This window comes from Leisingera sp. MMG026 (assembly GCF_021654205.1).
Taxonomy (GTDB): Bacteria; Pseudomonadota; Alphaproteobacteria; order Rhodobacterales; family Rhodobacteraceae; genus Leisingera.
This window is the reverse complement of record NZ_JAKFZM010000056.1, coordinates 1-21,897: the sequence shown is the minus strand read 5'-3', so window position 1 is coordinate 21,897 and position 21,897 is coordinate 1. Positions and strand designations below refer to the sequence as shown.

Annotated in this window: 19 protein-coding genes; 16 read left to right on the top strand and 3 right to left on the bottom strand. The window is 62.0% G+C overall.

The window, feature by feature from the left end; all coding sequences use genetic code 11:
• The coding region (locus L1069_RS20975; protein ID WP_237456937.1) for an AMP-binding protein at positions 1 to 1,354 on the bottom strand (1,354 nt) is incomplete at its 3' end.
• Positions 1,355 to 1,706: 352 nt separating this feature from the next.
• Between L1069_RS20975 and L1069_RS20970 the strand changes: the two genes are divergently transcribed.
• The 12 genes from L1069_RS20970 to L1069_RS20915 all read left to right on the top strand — a co-directional run bounded on the left by L1069_RS20970 (position 1,707) and on the right by L1069_RS20915 (position 16,615).
• Entirely contained in the window at positions 1,707 to 3,545 is a 1,839-nt protein-coding gene (locus tag L1069_RS20970) for a DUF3604 domain-containing protein (RefSeq protein ID WP_237456936.1), read from the top strand.
• 32 nt (positions 3,546 to 3,577) lie between these two features.
• Entirely contained in the window at positions 3,578 to 4,459 is an 882-nt protein-coding gene (locus L1069_RS20965; RefSeq protein ID WP_237456935.1) for a peptidylprolyl isomerase, read from the top strand.
• The gene (locus L1069_RS20960; protein ID WP_237456934.1) at positions 4,456 to 5,472 is read left to right on the top strand and encodes a HupE/UreJ family protein; all 1,017 of its coding nucleotides are present in this window, start codon (positions 4,456 to 4,458) and stop codon (positions 5,470 to 5,472) included. The genes L1069_RS20965 and L1069_RS20960 overlap by 4 nt, the downstream gene beginning before the upstream one ends.
• Before the next feature lie 307 nt (positions 5,473 to 5,779).
• Positions 5,780 to 7,138 (top strand): sigma-54 dependent transcriptional regulator, encoded by a 1,359-nt coding sequence (locus L1069_RS20955; protein WP_237456933.1) that lies wholly within the window; start codon positions 5,780 to 5,782, stop codon positions 7,136 to 7,138.
• Between the two features lie 4 nt (positions 7,139 to 7,142).
• A complete protein-coding gene (locus L1069_RS20950; RefSeq protein ID WP_237456932.1) occupies positions 7,143 to 9,107 on the top strand; it encodes a cache domain-containing protein in 1,965 nt (654 codons plus the stop codon).
• A 249-nt stretch (positions 9,108 to 9,356) separates the two neighbouring features.
• Positions 9,357 to 11,078 carry an OFA family MFS transporter gene (locus L1069_RS20945; protein ID WP_237456931.1) on the top strand — a complete coding sequence of 574 codons (1,722 nt, stop codon included), beginning with the start codon at positions 9,357 to 9,359 and terminating at the stop codon, positions 11,076 to 11,078.
• A 611-nt stretch (positions 11,079 to 11,689) separates the two neighbouring features.
• Positions 11,690 to 12,532: an iron chelate uptake ABC transporter family permease subunit gene (locus tag L1069_RS20940; protein ID WP_237456930.1), complete on the top strand. Its 843-nt coding sequence runs from the start codon at positions 11,690 to 11,692 to the stop codon at positions 12,530 to 12,532.
• Positions 12,529 to 13,434, top strand: a complete 906-nt coding sequence (locus L1069_RS20935; RefSeq protein WP_237456929.1) for a MotA/TolQ/ExbB proton channel family protein — start codon at positions 12,529 to 12,531, stop codon at positions 13,432 to 13,434. The genes L1069_RS20940 and L1069_RS20935 overlap by 4 nt, the downstream gene beginning before the upstream one ends.
• Positions 13,435 to 13,438: 4 nt before the next feature.
• Complete coding sequence (locus tag L1069_RS20930) at positions 13,439 to 13,816, top strand: biopolymer transporter ExbD (RefSeq protein WP_129371992.1); 378 nt, start codon at positions 13,439 to 13,441, stop codon at positions 13,814 to 13,816.
• 10 nt (positions 13,817 to 13,826) lie between these two features.
• Positions 13,827 to 14,210, top strand: coding sequence for a biopolymer transporter ExbD (locus L1069_RS20925; RefSeq protein ID WP_129371993.1), 384 nt, complete (start codon positions 13,827 to 13,829; stop codon positions 14,208 to 14,210).
• Positions 14,207 to 15,037, top strand: coding sequence for a TonB family protein (locus L1069_RS20920; RefSeq protein WP_237456928.1), 831 nt, complete (start codon positions 14,207 to 14,209; stop codon positions 15,035 to 15,037). Before L1069_RS20925 ends, L1069_RS20920 begins: the two co-directional genes overlap by 4 nt.
• A gap of 537 nt (positions 15,038 to 15,574) precedes the next feature.
• Positions 15,575 to 16,615: a radical SAM protein gene (locus L1069_RS20915; protein WP_237456927.1), complete on the top strand. Its 1,041-nt coding sequence runs from the start codon at positions 15,575 to 15,577 to the stop codon at positions 16,613 to 16,615.
• 97 nt (positions 16,616 to 16,712) lie between these two features.
• On the opposite strand, the gene L1069_RS20910 is transcribed toward L1069_RS20915, so the two are convergent.
• On the bottom strand, positions 16,713 to 17,510 hold the full coding sequence (locus tag L1069_RS20910) for a phytanoyl-CoA dioxygenase family protein (RefSeq protein WP_129371996.1): 798 nt from the start codon (positions 17,508 to 17,510) through the stop codon (positions 16,713 to 16,715).
• Positions 17,511 to 17,609: 99 nt separating this feature from the next.
• Between L1069_RS20910 and L1069_RS20905 the strand changes: the two genes are divergently transcribed.
• A complete protein-coding gene (locus tag L1069_RS20905) occupies positions 17,610 to 18,563 on the top strand; it encodes a LysR family transcriptional regulator (protein ID WP_237456926.1) in 954 nt (317 codons plus the stop codon).
• On the opposite strand, the gene irrA is transcribed toward L1069_RS20905, so the two are convergent.
• Positions 18,528 to 18,944 carry an iron response transcriptional regulator IrrA gene (gene irrA / locus L1069_RS20900; protein ID WP_027257565.1) on the bottom strand — a complete coding sequence of 139 codons (417 nt, stop codon included), beginning with the start codon at positions 18,942 to 18,944 and terminating at the stop codon, positions 18,528 to 18,530. The two genes, L1069_RS20905 and irrA, sit on opposite strands and share 36 nt — an antisense overlap.
• Positions 18,945 to 19,162: 218 nt before the next feature.
• Here irrA and fabA point away from each other — a divergent pair, with 218 nt between their 5' ends.
• From fabA to L1069_RS20885, 3 genes are read left to right on the top strand one after another with little or no spacing between them, the layout of a single operon-like run.
• Positions 19,163 to 19,672 carry a bifunctional 3-hydroxydecanoyl-ACP dehydratase/trans-2-decenoyl-ACP isomerase gene (gene fabA / locus L1069_RS20895; protein WP_129371999.1) on the top strand — a complete coding sequence of 170 codons (510 nt, stop codon included), beginning with the start codon at positions 19,163 to 19,165 and terminating at the stop codon, positions 19,670 to 19,672.
• A 36-nt stretch (positions 19,673 to 19,708) separates the two neighbouring features.
• Positions 19,709 to 20,938 carry a beta-ketoacyl-ACP synthase I gene (fabB, locus tag L1069_RS20890; RefSeq protein ID WP_237456925.1) on the top strand — a complete coding sequence of 410 codons (1,230 nt, stop codon included), beginning with the start codon at positions 19,709 to 19,711 and terminating at the stop codon, positions 20,936 to 20,938.
• A gap of 6 nt (positions 20,939 to 20,944) precedes the next feature.
• Positions 20,945 to 21,736, top strand: a complete 792-nt coding sequence (locus L1069_RS20885) for an enoyl-ACP reductase (protein ID WP_129372001.1) — start codon at positions 20,945 to 20,947, stop codon at positions 21,734 to 21,736.
• The last annotated feature ends 161 nt before the right edge of the window (positions 21,737 to 21,897 follow it).

The window sequence follows — 21,897 nt, the reverse complement described above, 5'->3', positions numbered from 1 at the left end:
CCGAGACGAGGATCATGTCCTTCTTGCGATCGACAATCGAAAGATACCCCTCGTCGTCGAACACGCCGATGTCACCGGTGCGGAAGAAGCCGTCAGCCGTGAACGACTCGGCGTTGGCATCGTCACGGTTCCAGTAGCCGCTCATCACCTGTGGCCCGCGGGCGCAGACCTCACCCGGCTCGCCGCGCGGCGCTTCGGTTCCGTCATCGCGCAAGAGCTTGATTTCGGTCTCTGGCAGCGGCATGCCCACCTTGCCCGAAAATCCCTGCTTGCCCATCGGGTTCAACGTCAGGATCGGCGAAGTCTCGGACAGGCCATAGCCCTCGAGGATATCGGCACCGGTGATTTTGCGCCATTTCTCCGATGTCGAGGACAACACCGGCGCACCGCCGCCGATCGCAACCCGGTAGTTCGAGAAATCCAGCTTGCCGAATTCGGGATGCTGCAACATGCCGCCGAACAGCGTGTTCACACCGGTGATGACGCTGAAGGGATGCTTCTTCATGGTTTCCATGAACTCGCCCATGTCACGCGGATTGGCGATAAGCACGTTCTTGGCGCCGACCGAGAAGTAGCTGAGCAGATTCAAGGTCAGGGCAAAGATGTGATAAAGTGGCAGAGCCGTAATGACGGTTTCCTTGCCCGGGCGCAGCGCGTCCGCCGCGAACGCCTTGAATTGTTCGGAATTGGCGATGAGGTTCCTATGGCGCAGTACAGCACCCTTGGCGAACCCGGTGGTGCCGGCAGTATATTGCAGATAGATCATGTCGTCGCGGCTCAATTCGACATGTGTGAAGGCGCTTTGTGCGCCTTCGGCCAGCGCATCCATGAAACGGATGGGGTTCGGAATGCCGGGATCAGCCTCCGGGCTCTTGATATCCTCGCCGGTGCAATCGCCCATGTCGACGGTAATCACAGATTTGACAGACGTGTCGCCTAGAGCCTTTACCAGCGTGGCGGTCGAGCCACCGTAAATAACAATGGCCTCCACACCCGCATCGTTCAGTTGATGCGTCAATTCCGTCGCTGTGTAGAGCGGGTTGATGTTCACCTGTACACCACCGGCTCGCATTACCCCCATCATCGCAACCGGGAAGGCAAGCAGGTTTGGCGTCATCATAGCCACCCGGTCACCCTTCTTCAGGTTCAGCTTTGTCTGCAGGAAGGCAGCGAAGTCCCTGGAAAGTTTGTCGACCTCACCAAAAGTGAGCGAACTTGACAGGCTGTGGAACGCGGTTTTGTCCTTGTAGCGCTCCATCGCCGTCTCGATCATATCAACGACCGTTTCGTAGGCTTCGGTATTGATTTTAGTCGGCACATTCTCTGGATAGAATTGCTCCCAGAAACGAGGCATAGCGATCTCCCTATTTTGGTCTCCTGTGCATCGGGCGGATGCCCAAGCGACTTTAGAGGCTACGGTTTTTCTACAAGGCCAAGCTATGCGACGGATCAGTAGAGCAGGCACCCCACATATGGGGGGGTAGCCGGCCAGCTGCGGCGGCGCGTCTGGAAACGAGCAAGCAATCACTGCTGTTGCGGATGCCACCCTTACGGGGGGTGTGCAGGCCGCTCGGCCCTGAAAGGATCACACGGATCGTCGAACGGTATGCGCAGCAAAGTGTACGGGCGGCTTCGTAAACAATGGCTGCTAGCGCCAGCAGTAACCAATTGATAAAACGACCCGGTGGACCGGGAAGGAGGAAACCATGCGAACCATTCTTACGGTCGGCACCTGCGTCCTGGCGCTGTCAACGCCTGTCTTCGGTCAAGACACACATCTCTATTGGGGAGACACGCATCTCCACACCAACTACTCGCTCGACGCCTATGCCCTGCAAAACGAGACGGTGGACCCGGAGACCGCCTACCGCTTCGCGAAGGGCTTGCCGGTGATCGCGGGTCTGACAGGCCAGCGCGCGCAGCTAGAAACACCGCTCGATTTCCTCGTGGTCAGCGATCATGCGGAATTTCTGGGCGTGATCCGCGCGATCGGGCTTGGCGATCCCAAAATGATGGCGATCGAGGGCGGGCGGCGTTGGAACAAAATGCTGAATGAAGGCAAGGGCAAACAGGTGTTCTTTGAGATCATCCAGACAGCCAATAAAGACGTGAACGCATTAATCGCTCTGAATTCAAAGGAAGTCCGCGCCACGGCCTGGGAAGCGATCGTGAACGCCGCGGAACGGCACAACGCCCCGGGGCGCTTTACCACCTTCATCGGATGGGAATGGAGCTCGCAACCCGGCGGGCGCAATCTTCACCGTGTGGTATTCACGCCGGACGGCAAGGACAAGGCCATGGGATATTTGCCCTATGGCATGATCGACTCAGCCAAGCCACGTGATCTGTGGAACTGGCTGGCAGAAACCGCCGAACGCGAAGACACCGATTTCATTTCTATCCCCCATAACATGAACCTGTCACAGGGGACGATGTTTCCGCTCACTGATGAAAGCGGCAACCCGATTGACGAGGACTATGCAGAACAACGAGAACGATGGGAGACGGTTGCCGAGGTCACCCAGGTGAAAGGCGATTCAGAAACACACCCTGATCTGTCGCCGGACGACCCGTTTGCATATTTCGAGATCTACGACCGATCAATCACCGTCGAAGGCGGTTCGGCCAAGATCGAAGCCGGAAGCTACGCCCGTTCCGCGCTGATGCGCGGCCTGACGCTTGAGAATGCTATCGGCAAGAACCCCTACAAGTTCGGCATGATCGGTTCCACCGACGCGCACACAGGTCTGTCCACACCGGACGAGGGCAATTTCCTCGGAAAGTTCACGGCCGACAGCATTCCCGGCACCAAAATGAAGGAAACACTGCCCAATACGGTTGGTTGGGAGATGGCCGCGCAGGGACTGGCGGGTTTCTGGGCAACCGAGAACACCCGGGCAGCGATCGCCGCAGCCTTCCGGCGCAAGGAGGTCTACGCGACGACCGGCCCACGCATCGCGTTGCGCGTATTCGGCGGTTACAAGTTCCCCGCCGATGCTACCGAAGCGGTCGATCTGGCCGCGGTCGGCTACGCCCACGGCATTCCGATGGGAGGCGATCTGGCCCGGCCTGAAGGAGACAGCGCGCCAAGCCTTCTGATCCACGCGGTAAAAGACCCGCTGGGCGCCAATCTCGACAGGGTGCAGGTTGTCAAGGGTTGGCTGGGAACGGATGGGAAAACCCATGAGACGATCTATAATGTCGTGCTGTCGGATGGACGGACAGACGGATCCGTCGATGTCGGTGACACGATCGATCCCGAGACCGGCAGCTATACCAACGACATCGGCGCTCCCGAGTTTGTCACACTCTGGACCGATCCTGATTTCGCTCCCGGCCTGCGTGCCTTCTACTATGTTCGTGTCCTGCAGATACCAACGCCGCGCCACTCACTCTACGACGCGATTGCACTTCAGATTGACCCCGCCGAGACCGGACGGCCGCCAGTGATCCGCGAACGCGCCTACTCTTCGCCGATCTGGTACAGCCCGGGCGATAATCTTCGCACCGAAGTACCGGTGCTGGCGCCCGCAGGATCCGATTGAGACCAGAAGGGGAGCTGCAGATGGTGAGGGCCATGCTGAAAGAACCGTTGCTGCACTTCCTCGTGCTCGCCATCGGACTGTTTGCGCTCCATGCAGCCGTCTCCAAGGACGAGGAGCGGGACGCAAGGACCATCGTCGTGGATCGCGTGGCACTACTGGAATTCATCCAGTATCGTACCAAGCAGTTCGACTCCGAAACCGCGGCCACGAAACTGGATAGCCTGTCCTCCGACGCGCTCGACCGGATTGTGCAGAGCTTTGTCCGAGAGGAGGCATTGGCACGCGAGGCGAGGGCACTGGAACTTGACCGCACCGACTATGTGATCAAGCGCCGGCTGGTTCAAAAGCTTGACTATATGGCGCAAGGTTTCACTGACGCGGGGGCGGACGTCACCGAAGCGGAGGCACGGGCCTATTTCAGGGAAAATGCGGCAGATTTCTACGTTTATCCGCGGATCACCTTCACCCATGTCTTCTTCGCCGCAAATGGCCGGGGCATGACCGGCGCGCTTCGCCAGGCCGAAGAGACACTGGCTGAACTCAGGAACCGCGATGCCCGCTTCGAGGATGCGCCGGGCTTCGGTGAGCGGTTCATGTTCGGCACCAATCATATCGACAGGACTTTGGAGGACGTCCGGAGCCGTTTCGGTGATGAGATGACGGCTGCGCTCTTCGAAGACATGCTCGCCAGCGGTGTCTGGTCCGGTCCGCTCCGATCCGAACACGGGGCGCATCTGGTCCTGGTGACCGACCGGCGGCCGGGACGGCAGCCCACGTTCCAAGAGGTGGCCGAGCGCGTCACGCGCGAGGCACAGCGTAGTGTCAACGCCGAGCGCGCCCGCCAGGCGACGCAGCGGATCGTAGACACTTACAGGGTCGATCTACGTCATGCACACGCAACGGAAACCAAATGAGCGCGGCGTTTGCACGCGTTGCCGCCTGCGTTCTGGCGGCGCTTGTCCTGACGCTGGTGCGGACCCCGCCGGCCGCGGCGCATGAGGCGCGGCCGGTCTATGTCGAGATCGCCGAAATATCGCCTGGTCATTTCTCGGCGTCCTGGAAGGCGCCCGTCACCGTGGATCTTGACAACATCCCGCAGGTCGTCTTGCCAGCGCCTTGTCGGCTTCTGGAACCCACGTCGGGTCCGGGCGCACAGCGACATCGCCTGTATGACTGCGCGCCGGACCTGTCCGGCCTGACCGTCCGGGTCGACTATCCGCGGCACAATCCGGCGATCGCAAGCCTGATCCGCTTCACACGGCTGTCCGGCGAGACATACCTCGGGGTGCTGGAGCCGGGCAAGACCGGCTGGACAATCCCCGCACGCGAACGTCCGTGGCAGGTTGCCGGCCAATATGCCGGGCTCGGGATCGACCATATCCTGCAAGGCTGGGATCATCTTCTCTTCGTCGCCTGCCTGATTTTCCTTACCGGAACTCCCCGGCGCATGGCCCTTGCGGTGACCGGATTCACTGCGGCGCATTCGCTGACGCTGGCGTTCGCCGCCTTTGGTATCCTAAGGGCCAGTGTGGCCCCGGTCGAGGCGGTGATCGCGCTTTCCGTTGCCTTTTTGGCAAGCGAATTGGCTCGGAACAAGCGTGGCACGCTCAGTTGGCGCTATCCGATCTTCATCGCTGCACTCTTCGGTTTACTGCATGGTTTCGGCTTCGCTACGGTACTGCGTGAAACCGGTCTGCCGCAAACCGAGGCGTTGACGGCGCTGCTGTTTTTCAACCTGGGCGTCGAGATCGGCCAGATCCTCTTCCTCACTGTGACCTTGGCCGCTTGTCAGATGGTGCGGGTGGTTTTTTGCCGGGGTAAGGACCTTGCTGCGCTGCTCCAGAAGGTTCAACGGCCTGCGAGTTATCCGATCGGTGTGCTTGCGGTCTATTGGACGCTCAACCGGACAGCGCAATTCTGGGGTTGAGCGGACACAAATCCAGACAAGCGTCTGTCGGAACGGCGGGGTGCGGCGAGTGGCTGACCTGTCCCCCGCGGCAGCCAAGCGGAAGCGGTTGATCCGAACCGAAGAGAGTCTCGCATTCGTTCCAAAGGCAAACGGCATCTGGATTTTGCGCGATCGAAGTCGGCCCTGTTTGACCCGTCCCTTTTAAAAAAAGGAGAGATAATAGGTTGCTTTAACCCGGTCAGCCCCGGCTGATGGATCTGTTCTCTCGACAAACCATTGGAAAGCGACAATAGTCCGTTCCCGCCCCCACCGAAAAGCGGCAGGTATGACAGTTACAGATTTGGCAGCGCTGACCGACCCGCTTGAACTGGCAAGCATACTCATTGTGGACGATGAGCCGGGCATGCGAAATTTCCTGGTGAAAACCCTGCGCCCTTTGTGCCAGCTGGTAGACGAAGCCGAAAACACCGAAGCTGCCGCCGCCCTGCTCAACACCCGGCAATATGACGTGATGATTCTCGACAACATCATGCCTGGCCAGAAAGGCCTCGAATGGCTGGCGGAGCAACGCCGTGACGGCGGCTTTACCGACACCATACTGATCACTGCCTATGCCGATCTGCAAACCGCGATCGACGCCCTGCGCGCCGGTGCGTCGGACTTTATCCTTAAGCCGTTCCGCTCGAACCAGATCCTCAATGCCCTGCGCCGCTGTCTGGAAACCGCCCGCCTTAAGCGGGAAAACATGCTTCTGCGCCGCGAGCTGGAAACCACCGGCGCCGGCCGCCGCCGCCGCCGCGAACTGGTCGGAACCTCCCCCGCTATTGCCCGGGTCTGCAGCACCCTGGACCGGGTCGCACAGGTTTCAACACCGGTGCTGATCACCGGCGCCTCCGGCACCGGCAAGGAGGTCGCCGCCCGCCACCTGCATATGCGCTCCAATCGCGCCGGGGCGCCCTTTGTGCCGGTGCAATGCGGCGCCATCCCGGCTGATGTGATCGAATACGAACTGTTCGGCCATGCCCCCGGCGCCTTTCCCGGTGCCCCGGCAGGCCGCGAAGGGCTGCTGGCCTCGGCGCAGGGCGGCACTGTGTTCTTTGACGAAATCGGCGAGCTCAGCCCTTCGGCGCAAAGCACGCTGCTGCGGGTGCTGGAAGACGGGCGCATCCGCCCGATCGGCACCGAACGCACGGTGCAGCTTGATCTGCGCTTTGTGATGAGCTCCAGCCGCGCGCTGGCCGAAGCCGTGAACGCCGGAAGTTTCCGCGCCGATCTGCTGTTCCGTATCAATGTGATCGACATTGCGATGCCGCCCTTGCGCGAACGCGGCTCCGACATAATTGACCTTGCCGAACTGTTCCTGACTGAAATCGCCACCCAGCTGCAGCTGCCGCCGCTGGTGCTTCCCGCCGGCGTCAAATCGGCTTTGCTGCGGCATGATTGGCCCGGCAATATCCGCGAGCTCAGGAATTTCATTGAACGCTCCCTGATCTTCGGCAGCTTCTCCCTGGACACGCTGGCCCCCGCCCGGCCTGCGGCCAGTATCCTGCCACTGGAGGAGGTCGAACGCCGCGAGATCCTGCAGGCGCTGGAGGCCGTTGGCGGCAACCGCAGCGAAGCAGCGCGGCAGCTGGGCGTCTCGCGCAAGACAATCGACCGCAAATGCGCGGCCTGGGGACTGTAAGCCGATGAACCGCCTGCGCCCGCTGCTGCAATCGGTCCGGGTGCGGCTGCTGGTGATTGCCCTGATGCCGATGCTGGTGCTGATGCCGCTGCTGCTGGGTTTCACCACCTGGCGCTGGTCGGACAAAATCGACGGGTTGCTGATCAGCAAGGTGACCGGCGATCTCACCATTGCCGACCAGTATCTGGCCCGGCTGACCGCCACCTCGGGCGAGCAGCTGGACGCAGTGGCGCAATCGGTCCGACTCCGCAGCGCGCTGACGGCGGGCAGTACCGCGGATTTCCTGGCGATGGAACAGGCCCGGCTCGGCCTTGATTTCCTGTATCTTACAGGCCCCGGCGGCCAGCCCGGGTTTACCCCCACCGACTGGCCGGTTCTGAGCGGTGCCTTGGCCGGGCGATGGCAAAGCGCCGTCGACATTCTGAACGCCGCCCAGCTTGATACGCTGGTCCCCGGCCTTGCCGCCCGCGCCGCCATCCCGCTGGTCGCAACCGAAGCTGCGGTGCCCACCAGCCGCAGCGCCGAAACCCGCGGCATGATCATTCACTCGGCCGCTCCGGTCACCCTGCCGGATGGCCGTCCTGCGCTTTTGGCCGGAGGGCGGCTGCTGAACCGCAATCTCGGTTTCATCGACACCATCAACGCGCTGGTCTACCGCGAGCAAAGCCTGCCGGAGGGCAGCCAGGGCACCGCCACGCTGTTTCTCGAAGACGTGCGGATCTCCACCAATGTGCGGCTGTTCGAAAACGTGCGCGCCCTCGGCACCCGGGTCTCGGCCGAGGTGCGCGGTCAGGTGCTGGGGCGTGGTGAAATCTGGCTCGACCGCGCCTTTGTGGTGAATGACTGGTACATCTCCGCCTATGAACCGATCCTCGACAGCCGCGGCAGCCGGGCCGGGATGCTTTATGTCGGCTTTCTGGAAACCCCGTTCCGCCAGGCCAAGCGCAGCTCGGTGCTGGCGCTGGGGGGCGCTTTCCTGCTGATCGCCGCCTTGTCGGTGCCGATCTTTCTGCGGTGGGCCGGGCGTATTTTCCGCCCCCTTGAGGGCATGAACCAGACCATCGCCCGTGTCGAACAGGGCGACTTCACCGCGCGCAACCGCCCGCAGGCTGCCAGCGGTGAGATTGCCCGCGTGGCCGCTCATTTCGACAGCCTGCTGGACCAGGTTCAGGAGCGCGACCGGCAATTGCGGCACTGGGGCGAAAGCCTTGAAGCCAAGGTCGGAGAACGCACGGCCGACCTGCGCGAGGCAAACCGGCGGCTGGAACAGACCACCGAACGTTTGATTGTCTCTGAAAAGCTTGCCGCGGTTGGTGAAATCACTGCCTCCGTCGCGCATGAGATCAACAACCCGGTGGCGGTGATCCAGGGCAATCTCGACCTCGCCCGCTCGGTGCTGGGCGGCCACGCCGCCCCGGTCGAGGAGGAATTCCGCCTCATCGACGATCAGGTCTACCGGATCGGCGTGATCGTCTCGAAATTGCTGCAATTCGCCCGCCCCGAAGAATACTCCGGCGCCTCCGGGCTGATCTCCCCGGCCGAGGTGCTGTCGGACTGCCTGGTGCTGACCCGCCATCAGCTCGACGCCTGTTCGGTCGAGGCAGAGACCCGTCTGACCAGCACCCGTGAGGTGCGGATGTCGCGCACAGAACTGCAGCAGGTGCTGGTCAATCTGATCCTTAACGCAGTGCAGGCCATGCCCGCCGGCGGCCGTCTGACTCTGACCGCTGAAGATGTCCCGGAGGGCGTGCTGCTGACCGCCACGGACACCGGCACCGGTATTCCGCCTGAGCTGCAGAACCGCATCTTTGATCCGTTCTTCACCACCAAACAGGCGCAGGGCACCGGGCTGGGCCTGTCGATCAGCCACCAGCTGGTGAGTCGCGCAGGCGGGCGGATCACTGTCCAGTCGGAGCCCGGACAAGGCAGCCGCTTCGAGATTTTTCTGCCCTGCCCGGCTGTTGCCTGATCCGGACAATTTGGCGCAAATTTCGGCGCAGCCGCTGTACAGGTGCGGACAAAATGTCCCGGCACCGCCCCGCGGCCCTGACCCCGGTAGACAAAGTGTCACGATAAGCTGTTGTTATTACTAAATTATTTAATTGACAGCTGTGGCAATCCTCCGCCTTTGTCAAGCCACGGCACATTGCCGAACGCCATTTCGGACCGCCGCAATAGGAGGTTGCAGCAGCCGGAACAGCACAAGGGAGGACAACACATGAGCAACCGATCACCCGGCGGGCTGGGGATCCTGCACAAGGCCCATATCACCGCCGGACCCGGCTTTAACCGCTGGCGCGTGCCGCCGGCATCCATCGCCATCCACCTCTGCATCGGCTCGGTCTATGCCTGGTCGGTCTTCAATCCGCCGCTGACCCGCGAACTGGGGGTGATCGCCTCCAGCGCCGACGACTGGAGCCTGGCTTCGGTTGTCTGGATTTTCTCGGTGGCCATCGTCTGCCTTGGCCTGGCCGCAGCTTTTGCCGGCAAATGGCTGGAAGAGGTCGGCCCCCGCATGGTCGGCGTGGTGGCCGCGTTGCTCTGGGGCGGCGGTTTCATTGTCGGCTCTTTCGGCATATCCAGCCACCAGCTGTGGCTGGTCTACCTCGGCTACGGCGTGCTCGGCGGCTGCGGGCTTGGTCTGGGCTATGTCTCGCCGGTCTCGACGCTGATCCGCTGGTTCCCCGACCGCCGCGGCATGGCCACCGGCATGGCCATCATGGGCTTTGGCGGCGGCGCGATGATCGCCGCACCGGTCAAAGGCTGGCTGCTGAGCCTGTACCAGACCGCGCCCACCTACCTTGGCACCCAGGACACACTGCAAACGGTGGTCGAGAACGGCCGGGTGTTTGCCCAGACAGCCCAGGGACAGGTCGAAGTGGTGCTTGCCAGCGCCACCCAGGCAGCTGCCTTTGGCGGCGAAGCCGGCGCCTATGCGGTAGGCACCGGCAGCACCGGCGCTGCGCAGACCTTCATGACGCTTGGCATCGTCTATTTCGTGGTGATGATCCTGGCCGCCTTCCAGTACCGGGTGCCTGCCAAGGATTGGACGCCGGCAGGCTGGACACCGAAACCCGCCGCCTCGGGGCTGGTGACACAGAACGACGTGCATATCGACCAGGCGCTGAAGACACCGCAATTCTGGCAGCTGTGGGTAATGCTGTGCTTCAACGTGACCGCCGGCATCGGCGTGATCGGCGTCGCCAAGACCATGATGTCCGAGATCTTCGGCTCGGTGATGCCGCTGGTGGCGACCGCCGCCTTTGCATCAACCTACGTGCTGATGATTTCCGTGTTCAACATGGTCGGGCGGTTTTTCTGGGCCTCTGCGTCAGACTATATCGGACGCAAAGCCACCTACATGTGCTTTTTCATTCTGGGCACCGCGCTGTATCTGTCGATCCCCTATTTCGCCTCTGCCGCTGCAGCCAATCCGTCGCTGATCTATCTGGCGGGCTTCTACCTGGCGACAATGCTGATATTCTCGATGTATGGCGGCGGTTTTGCCACCATCCCGGCCTATCTGGCCGACATGTTCGGCACCATGCATGTGGGCGGCATCCACGGCCGGCTGCTGACAGCCTGGTCGACCGCAGGGGTCCTTGGACCGCTGGCCATCACCTCGCTGCGGCAGATGTCGGTGACCAGCGCGGTTCAGGATCTGGCAGCCAAAGTCGACCCGGCTGCCTTTGCGGCCAAGTTCGGCGCCCCCGTGGCGCAGCTGGATCAGCTGGTTGCGGCCAAAACCGTGACCATCGCCAAACTGATGGAGATCGCCCCGGCCGGCACTCTGGATCCGACCCCCGGCCTCTACAATACCACCATGTATTGCATGGCGGCGCTGCTGGCGGTGGCCTTCTTTGCCAACCTGCTGATGCGCCCGGTCAAAGAGCATCACCACCATGATGAGCCGGAGCTTCAGGCCGTTCCCGGCGAATAAATCCGCAGCCGGGGCGCCCATCGCGCCCCGGCTGTTCGATCCCGCAGTTTGATGGTGTGATCCTTGCGTAGGAGTGGACGGAAACACTATGGGACAGACGTCGTGATGGCAGCGCCGCACTCTGTCACCCGGCGGGGTGTTGCACAGCAATGTCCCGGGATACGCAGGCTTCGATCGCAGAGCTGAGCCGGGAGCTTGGCATTACCCCGAAGACGGTTGCGAAATGGCTGAGAGCTCCATCTCTTTGCGGCCATTGATCGTACCAGCAAAGTCGCGACGGCACAGCCGGTGGATAAAGCCGATGGCAAAATGGTGTTGGCATTCCTCGAACACCAGCTTGAAACCGTGCCCTGCCTGCTGGCATGCGAAACATTCTTGACAAAACCACTAGGACTTCTTACGGATTCCCGCGCGCCATACGGGCGCGAGTTCAGCGAGACGTGGGCGGTTTTTCCCGCCGTCAGTCCAGCCACCCCCAAAGAACATGGCCTTCGGAACCTCCTGAGGCAGCCGGCTGGAGAGATGTTGTGACGCTGAGGCTGTGGCTGAAACCTCCGGGTGCCAATCCCGCGCAGCCGATCTGCTGTGGCCTGCTGCGCCGGACAACTGGAATGACGGTACAGGCGGCGGCCATGCTGCTGGCCACCGCTCTGCCCGCCGCAACGGATACGTTTCCGGTAGAAATACAACACCTGTCCGGCTTGGCCGCCGTGCCTGCCAAACCCGAGCGCATCGTCTCTGTCAGCTTTTTCGGGCATAGTTTTCCGCTGGCCTTGGGCCACACGCCAATCGCCTTGCTCAATTGGCATGGCAACGAGTGCTCCGCCGTGTGGCCTTGGGGCCATGATGCAATGGGAGACGCCCCACGGGCTGAGTTCGGCTCCAATGGCACGCCCTGGCAGGAGATGCTGCACACGCATGGCGCCGCCACAGGAACTTCCGGACGCACCGAGACTGTCATCACCCGGACCGGGAGCCGGGTATCCGCCACCCGCGGGGAGCACCCCGAATGGGAAGGCGCCAGCGCCCCCCTGGCCTGGGCGGGCGGAATTGCCATTATGCTGCTGTGCGGCGCCAGTGTTGCAATGGCGGGTCCAATTGCCTTTGCCGGGCTGATCGTGCCGCATTTGGCCCGCTGGGCCGCAGGCGCCGGTATGCGCCGGGTGATGCTGTTGCCTGCCGTGATCGGCGCCCAGCTGCTGACCGCCGCCGATCTCTTGCGCCGCTTACCGCTGTTTCGAGGCAACATGCAGGCCGGTGTGATGACGGCATCAAATTCACGTGGCTCAGCCGGGATGTCAGCGGAATGCTGGCGGAGCGGGGGCAATACTCTGGGTACTCCCTTTTTGTTTGCCTGTGACAAGGCCGAAACCCAGCACCCGCGCGCAGCGCTCAAGCCAGAACGGGCAGATCCTAAAACCAATTACACCGCAGCAAATTGGAGCCAGACATGACCATTCGTATCCCTGCAGCGCTGGCAGCATTTTTGATGCTGACCGCGGCCTGGGCGGCAGCCCAGGAAACCCCTGCCGCGCCGGTGCCGGAGATTGCATTGGACGCACCCGTGGCCTCTGTGACTCAACTTCCAGCCAGCGCGCCGGGACCTGAAGTGCCCGAGGGAAGCGGGAACCCGGTGACAGCACCCAAGGCCGGCCCGATGCCCCCATCAGTCCCGCCCGCCAGTCAGGATGACCTGACACAGGCGGCACGTGACGCTTCATCCAAGGCCTTGAAATTCCTGCGCGATGGCGGCCCTTCAATCTGGGCGATCGCCGTCTTGTCGGTGATCACAATGGCCCTGATTCTGTGGAAGATCTGGCGCCTGGCGCTGATCGGCGCCTGGTCGCGCGGCAAGGCAGGACAGGCCGTTCAAGCCTTTGAACGCGGCGACCGCACCGCGGCCCGATCCATCGTCAATAACCGGAGCGGAGTGCGGTCCAAAGTCGTCAGCGCCGCGCTGACCGCCGCCGCTGCCCTGCCCGAGGACCGCGCCCGCGAGGAAACCGCCAGGGTGGCCAAACTGCACCTTGCCAGCGCGGCCACCGGTCTTGGCGCGCTGGAGCTGATTGCCACCATCGCCCCGCTTCTGGGCCTGCTGGGCACCGTGCTGGGCATGATTGCAGCCTTTCAGGCGTTGCAAGCGGCCGGCTCCAAGGCTGACCCTGCGCTGCTGGCGGGCGGCATCTGGGAGGCGTTGCTGACCACTGCCGCTGGTATGGCAGTGGCGATCCCCGCCTCTGCCGCGCTGACCTGGTTTGAAGCGGTGATCACCCGCATCCGCCGCGACCTTGAGGACAGTGCCGCCCGTATCTTTATCGCCCATGACCCGCAGCCGATGAAACTGGCGGCCGAGTAGAGCCATGGAGTTCACCGAAACCCTGAAACCGCGGCGCAAGCCAAGCCTGACGCCCATGATCGACGTGGTGTTTCTGCTTCTGGTGTTCTTCATGCTGGCGTCGCGCTTTGGCACCGATGCGGTGCTGCAGCTGCCACTGGCGGCCCAGGGCGGCAGCTACTCGGGGCCGCCGCGGCTGGTCGGAATCGGTGCGGGAAATCTGGATGTGAATGGCGTGCCGGTGGCAGACAGCAACCTGACCCAGGCACTGGCACCGCTGATGGGAAAACCCACCGATATGCTGATCCTGCGCGGCCGCGACGGCGCCGACTTGCAGCGTATCACCGATGTGACCGGGCTGCTGCGGCAGGCGGGCTACAGTAATTTTGTGCTGGTGGAATAAGGAACCGCGCATGGACCTGACAGAGGCGCCCCGCCGTCCGCGGACTGAATCCATCGTACCGATGATCAATGTGGTGTTCCTGCTGCTGATCTTTTTCCTGATGACCTCGCGCCTGGCGCAGCCTGATCCGTTTGAGGTAACCCCGCCGGACGCAGCAATCGAGGCAGACCCCGGAGCCGGGCCTGTGCTGTACATCAATGCCGAAGGCAGGATGCATTTCGATGGGGCCGAAGGCGGCGAAGCCCTCGCACGGCTGGCGGCAGTCAGCGGCGGCACCCCGGTTCTGCAATTGCGCGCCGACGCCCGGCTGGAGGCAACGGCCCTGGCCCGCCTCCTGCGCCAGCTGGCGGCAGCAGGCTTCAGCCAGGCTGAACTGGTGGTCCGCCAGCCATGAAACGTGCCGCTGAATTCACCGTTTTTGCCGGCATTGCCGTATTGATCCATGTGTCGCTGTTTGCCCGCGTGCCCGGTTCCGGCGCGCAATCCAGCGGCGCGGGCGGCACGGCGATGGTGTCAATCCAGGCGGCGCCTGAAGCTGTAGCGGAAATGGCCGAGGCCTGGGAGAAGCCGCCGCAGACTTCACCGCAGATCGCAGCCCAAAGCGTTGAACCGTTGCCGCCGGCCAACGTCCCTTCCCTGCCGCAACTGGCACTTGACCTGGCACCGCGGGCTGCAGCACAGATTGCAATACCCGCGCCTGCAAGAACGGACAATCTGCAAATCGACACTGCGCCGCCGTCACCGCCAAAGCCACAGAAACCAGAGCCAAAGCCGGATCCGCAGCCTAAACCCGCGCCTGAACCGCAACCGCAGCAGGACCGTACATCAGAACAGGCCTCGGCCGGCCGGGCCGAACAGCGGGCCGCCGGATCGGGCGGCGGCGCTCAGGCCGGGCAATCCGGCGGAGCACAGGCGGCAACGGCAGAGTCCGGCCGCCGGGCCAAGCTGCGCAGTATCTGGGGCGCCAAGATCCGCGCCCGTGTGGAACGGCGCAAACGCTACCCCGCCGGCACCAGCGGCAAAGGCCAGGTTGTGGTGCGCCTTACCGTCTCCCGGTCAGGCCAGCTGCTGAGCCACCGGATTGCCAGATCCTCAGGTGTCGCAGCCTTTGATCAGGCAGCCCTGCAAGCCGTCGCCCGGGCCGGCAAGTTCCCATCGGCGCCGAAAAAGCTGCAGATCAATCAAATCAGCTTTAACCTGCCTATGAGTTTCTCGAAATAAGCCCCGGAAGGCTGCCGCTCCAGCCAGCCCCGCCGGAGAGCCGGATCCCGAGGCTCAAGGTCAATCCGCAAGTTCCGGTGCAGGCTGGCATAGGCCGCAACCGGTGCACATGGCGTTTTCGGCGTCTCTGATCAATCGCTGCCGGTGTTATTGGCAAGCCCCGGGATCGGCTCCCGGACGCTGTCTTGGATCAGCCACAGATGCCTTTTCCGCCGAGGTGTGGCCGCATTGCTGGGCCTGCAACCGCCAGCCGTCGCTTGTCATTCAGCATATTGCTGCCCTTTGCGGCGCACAGCTGACACCAATTGAAGGCAGCAATTCCGTCCAAAACCGGCGGTGACCGCAGTGTAGAATTTCCGTTTCTACACACAATGCAGCTTATAATTGCTGTCTGCGGGCTTCGTCTCCGAACAGGCCGGGTGCACTTTGCTGCTTGGCCGCTCACGTAATGCTCACGCAAAGTGACCCCGCAAAGGCTTGCCTCGCCTCTCCCGGACCTTAAGGTGGATCCCGTACGCAGCATACTGAGGCCAACGCATGAAAGATCTAGCCCCCGTTCCGGACCTGAAACCGGAAACAGCGCAGCCGGACCTGCCCGCCAAACCGCCGGCACTGCATGAACGGGCACTGCATGTGCTGGCCCGGCTGCTGCCGCTGGCGTATTTCCGCCGCCCTCCAAAGATCATCATCATCGACGCCACCAACAGCTGCAACCTGCGTTGCCCGGTGTGCCCGGTCACCTTTGCCATGCAGCGCAAACGCGGCATGATGAAACCGAACGTGTTCCGCAAGATCATCGACGATTTCAAGGACCAGCGGGAAAAGCCCGCGATCTATTTCAGCTTCTCGGGTGAGCCGACCCTGCACAAAGACCTGCCCGATTTCATCGCCTACGCCCATGAAAACGGCCATGACACCTATCTGTCGACCAATGCCACCCGCCTCACTCCGGATATGAGTGAACGGCTGATCCGCTCGGGACTTGCCCGCGTAAATCTGTGCATGGACGGTTTTTCAAAGGAGGCTCAGGAAACTTACCGGGTCAATTCCGACTTCGATAAGGTCAAGGCCAGCATTGAAGAGTTTCTGAACATCAAAAAGGACCTGGGCTTCAAAACCCCGGTCACGGTGCTGCAGACACTGCTGACCAGCTATTCCGAACCGCAGATGGACGAAATGGAGACCTGGGCGCGCAACGCAGGTTTTGACCGGGTGCGGTTCAAGACATTCTCGATCGGCTCCTATACCTCCGCCGACCAGAAACGCGAGTTTGCGCATTTCCTGCCGCGTCAGAAAGAGCTGCGCCGCCACCCGCGCCACACCAGCCATGCGATGTGCACGGTGCCGCTGTTTCAGTCGGTGGTGTTCTGGAACGGCGATCTGGGCCTGTGCTGTATCGACTATGACCAGGTGATCCAGCTGCCCAATGTCGAGCAGGACGGCTTCCTCGCCGCCTACCGTTCGGACGAGGCCGCCCGCGCCCGCAAGCGCGGCTTTCTCAAACAGTTCGGCATCTGCAAAACCTGTTCGTTTTCCAACGCCGAAAACATGGGCATCCGCCGTGATCTGAAAAAATAACCGTGCGGCCAAGGCTGCCCGCTTCTGCTTCTTTCTGGTCAAAAATACCCTGGGGGTGAAGGCCCTCAGGCCTGAGGGGGCAAAGCCCCCTCCCCTGTTACCGCTGCAGCAGGACCGGAAACCAATCCTCGCGCAGCCGCTGGCCGGGCTGCATTTCATGCCCCGGGAATGGTGGCGATGTGGGGCCGGGACGCTCAACATAGCGTGCATCATCGCCCACCAGCCGCAGCGAAAACGCACGGCGGCGCGCAGTTGAGGTGTTGCCGCGGGATCCGTGCAGCGTCTTGTAGTTAAAGGCGATCGCATCACCCGGTTGCATCGGGTATTCCACCACGGTCATGCCTTCGGCGTCAGGATCAGGAACAGCCATATACTGCCCTTCGTCCGCAAAGAAATCCTCCTCGGAGACCCAGCGGGTCGGCAGCACTTCCTTTTCCCATTTGTGGGAGCCTGCGACGCAGCGCAATGCGGCGTCCTTCACCTCATCTAGCGGCGACCAGAAGCTGATGGTCTGCTGCCCCTCGACGAAATAATATGGCCCGTCCTGATGCCACGGGGTCGGCATTGATGTGCCCGGTTCCTTGACCAGAACATGATCGTGGAACATTTGCACTGACTGGGATTGCATCAGGTCAGCGGCGACTTCGGCCGCTGGCGATTGTTCGATCGCCTGCTGGAACTCGGGGATGCGGGTCCAGTTGCAGTAGTCGTCAAAGAAGCGCCCGGTCTGGCCGGCCTTTTCGTTATTGGACGCATATGGCCCAGGGTTTTCCATATTGGCGGCCACCCCGGCGCGCAGCAGCTCAACCTGTTCGGCAAACAACCCGCGGATAAGGACAACGCCGTCGCGCTGAAACTGTTCGATGTGTTCAGGGGTGATAAGGGGGTGGACCATGGCGGCCTCCGCTGCTGAATGATGCAATTCTGATGCGTCATTCCTGCCGGTCAACGGACATAGCTTCAAATCATATCTTTCTATTATAGACTTAACCTCATGTTATACCTTACGTTACGCCATTACGAATATATCTGCGCCGTAGTGCAGCATGGCAGCCTGTCCGCAGCGGCCGAGGCGGTGCATGTAAGCCAGCCTGCCCTGTCTGCAGCCCTCAGCCGGATCGAAGACCACCTTGGTTATTCATTGTTCCTGCGCCGCCGCGGAACGGCGCTGACATTGACGCCGCAGGGCCGGGACTTCGCGGCACAGGCGCAGGAACTGCTGGATCATGCCCGGCGGCTGGAAGACCCGAAGGGGTCCGGTGCCGGGCAAAGAGGGCTAATGCTGGCCTGTTTCTCAGACCTTGCGCCGTTCCTGCTGGCACCGGCGCTGAAGGCTCTGCGCCAAGCGCTGCCAGAGGTGGAGGTCCGCCACCGTGCCTGCGGGTTCGACCCATTGATCAATGCGCTGACCGAAGGCGAGGCGGATCTGGCCATCACCTTTGACCTGGGTTTGGATGCCGGGTTCAGCCGGGCGGAACTGGACCGGTTTTCACCCCACGCGCTGGTGCCGCCTGAACATCCGCTGGCAACGCGCAGCGGCCTTACCCTGGCAGAGGTGGTGCTGCATCCGCTGGTACTGTCACAGGAAGGCTTATCTGTGCAGCACATGCTGGGACTGTTCAAGGCGCAGGGGCTGGTGCCGCGGATTGCCCACCGGGCGGATTCGCTGGAATTGCTGCGCAGCCTGGCCGCCAATGGCGAGGGTGTCGGCATCAGCTACAGCCTGCCGCCTGGCGGGATGAGTTATGATGGCAAGCCATTGTGCGCTGTTCGGATCACCGACCAGGCCGCAGAAGAGCCGGTGATTCTGGCGGCGCATACGCAATTGCCGGATGCTTCGCCGGCCTTTAAGGCGCGTGACATTCTGCGCACAGTGCTCAGTGCCCGCAGGTCAGAGCTTATTGCCGGCAGGTCAGACCTTGCGCAGGCGGATCACCACATCGACTGAGGCGATCTCCATCCCCTCGGGGGCTTCCGGCAGTTTGTGAATCACCAGTTCCTGTGCGGGCGCGTCGCTGACGCGGCCTTCATCCTCCCAGAAGAAATGCGGATGATCATGGGTGTTGGTGTCAAAATAGCTTTTGGAGCCGTCCAGCGGGATCTCTTGCAACACGCCGGCGTCGCAAAAGGCGCGCAGAGTATTATAGACGGTGGCCAGCGATACGGCGGCGCCTTTCTTCTTGGCCGACTCGAACAGGCTTTCGGCCGTGATATGGCGGTGTTTGCCGTCGCCGACCAGCAATTCGGCAAGCGCCACCCGCTGCCGGGTGGGCCTTAGCCCGGCCTCTGTCAGCCAGCGTGTGGCTGTGTCTTCGCTGTTTGGCGTCATGAGCAGATCCTGCATCGCGTTGCTGACCGTATATATAGGAGCAACACCCAGGGTTTTTCAAATGAAATTCATTCGCAGCTAGGCAGGTGTTTCTTGTGTGCGTGTGGCACATTCAGCGCAGGAAGTGACGCGGGGTCCCCTTGCAGGACCCTTTGGCCGGGTGTTACAGGAAACCAGATATACTTATAGACCAGACCCCAGGCAGGAGATGCGCCCGAATGGCCGATTACCCGAGCAGCTTTGACAAGGACGAATTGCTGAAATGCGCGCGGGGCGAGCTGTTTGGGCCGGGCAACGCCCAGCTGCCGGCACCGCCGATGCTGATGATGGACCGCATTACAGACATCAGTGCGGATGGCGGCGAGTTCGGCAAAGGCCATGTTGTTGCGGAATTCGACATCACCCCGGACCTGTGGTTCTTCGACTGCCATTTTCCTGGCAACCCGATCATGCCCGGCTGCCTGGGCCTGGACGGGCTGTGGCAGCTGACCGGCTTTAATCTGGGCTGGCGCGGCATGACCGGCAAGGGCATGGCCATGGGCGTTGGCGAGGTCAAGCTGAAAGGCATGGTCAAACCCGACCGCAAAATGCTCACCTATTTCGTGGATTTCACCCGTGTCATCGACCGCAAGCTCAAGCTTGGCGTTGCCAATGGCCGTGTGCTGGCGGATGGTGAAGAAATCTATCAAGTCAAGGACATGAAGGTCGGGCTGGCAGACGAAAGCTGACCTCTATCCGTTTGATCGAATCCAAGGAGTACGCCTATGCGTCGCGTCGTCGTCACCGGTTTGGGGATTGTCTCCTCCATCGGGAACAATGCTGAAGAGGTCACCGCCGCGCTGAAAGCCGGTAAGTCCGGCATCGAAGCCAGCCCCGAGATGGCTGAGCACGGCTTTCGCAGCCAGGTGGCCGGCACGCTGAAAATCGACACTGCCCAGCATGTGGACAAGCGCACCCTGCGGTTCATGGGGCCAGGTGCGGCTTACGCCCATATCGCGATGAGCCAGGCAATTGCCGATGCAGGTCTCTCGGAAGATCAGGTGGTGAACGAGCGTACAGGTCTGGTGGCAGGCTCCGGCGGCCCGTCGACCTCGGCCATGCTGGCAGCGCATCAGGTGGTCGCCAAAACAGGCGCCACCAAACGCATCGGCCCCTTTGCCGTGCCAAAATGCATGTCCTCGACCATTTCCGCCAACCTGGCAACGGCGTTCAAGATCAAGGGCGTCAACTATTCGATCACCTCGGCCTGCTCGACCTCGCTGCATTGCATCGGCAATGCGTCCGAGCAGATCTTGATGGGCAAACAGGACGTGATGTTTGCCGGCGGCGGCGAGGAGCTGGATTGGACCCTTAGCTGCTTGTTCGACGCTATGGGCGCAATGTCTTCGAAGAAAAACGACGACCCCACCGCGGCCAGCCGGGCTTTTGACCAGGACCGCGACGGGTTCGTGATCTCCGGCGGCGGCGGCATTGTGGTGCTGGAAGACCTCGACCACGCGCTGGCCCGCGGTGCAAAAATTTACGCCGAAGTGACCGGCTTTGCCGCCACTTCTGACGGCCACGACATGGTGGCCCCCTCCGGTGAAGGCGGCGAGCGGGCAATGCGGCTGGCGCTGTCGACCCTGCCTGAAGGCCGTAAGGTGGACTATATCAACGCGCATGGCACCTCGACCCCGGTCGGCGACGTCGGCGAAGTCGAAGCCGCGCGCCGTGTATTCGGCGAAGGCCAGGTACCGCCGATCTCCTCGACCAAGTCGATGACCGGCCACGCCCAGGGCGCTGCCGGCGCGCTAGAGGCGATCTTCTGCCTGTTGATGCTGGACAATGATTTCATCACGCCGTCGATCAATGTTGATACCCTCGCCGAAGGCATTCAGCCGGGCGAGATTGCCACCGCACTGGTGGAAAACGCAGGCCTCGATTCGGTGATGACCAACAGCTTCGGCTTTGGCGGCACCAATGGCTCGATGGTTCTGAGCAAATACAAGGAATAAGTGACGATGGCGGGACTGCTGACCGGCAAACGCGGCCTGATTATGGGCGTTGCCAATGACCGCTCCATCGCCTGGGGCATTGCCAAGGCCATGGCCGAAGCCGGTGCCGAGCTGGCCTTTACCTATCAGGGCGAAGCCTTTGGCAAGCGGCTGGAGCCGCTGGCACAGAGCGTCGGCTCGGACTTTATGGTCGACGTGGATGTGACCGACGACGCCTCGCTTGATACGGCGTTCGAACAGCTTGGCAGCCGCTGGCCGTCGATCGATTTCGTGGTCCATGCGATTGCCTATTCGGACAAATCCGAACTGACCGGGCGGTTCTTGGACACCAGCCGGGCAAACTTTAAGAACTCGCTGGATATCTCGGCCTATTCCTTCATCGAAGTGGCGCGCCGGGCACATCCGCTGATGAAGGAAAACGGCGGCACCCTGCTGACGCTGACCTATCAGGGATCAAACCAGGTGGTGCCGAACTACAATGTGATGGGCGTGGCCAAGGCAGCGCTGGAATCGGCGACCCGCTACCTGGCCAATGACCTGGGCCCCGAGGGCATCCGGGTGAATGCAATTTCGCCCGGTCCGATGAAGACACTCGCCGGTGCTGCCATCGGCGGCGCGCGCAAGACCTTCAAGCACACAGCCCAGAATGCGCCAATGCGTGACAACGCCACGCTGGAGGCGGTAGGCGGAACCGCAGTATACCTTGCGTCTGATGCAGGCTCTTGCACGACCGGTGAAGTCATCCGGGTCGATGGCGGCTTCCACGTGCTGGGAATGCCGCAGCAGGATTATCTGTAAGCAGCCAAAAGCCGCTGACATCTGGAAAGGCGCCCCGGGAGGCGCCTTTTTTCTTATTCACCGGTGGATTCAGGACGCCGGGGCTTTGCAATGCGTCCGCCTGCCTTTGACCCGGCGCACTCCCGCCCGTCGCCGGACTTTTGGCAAAGCCCGCTTCCGTT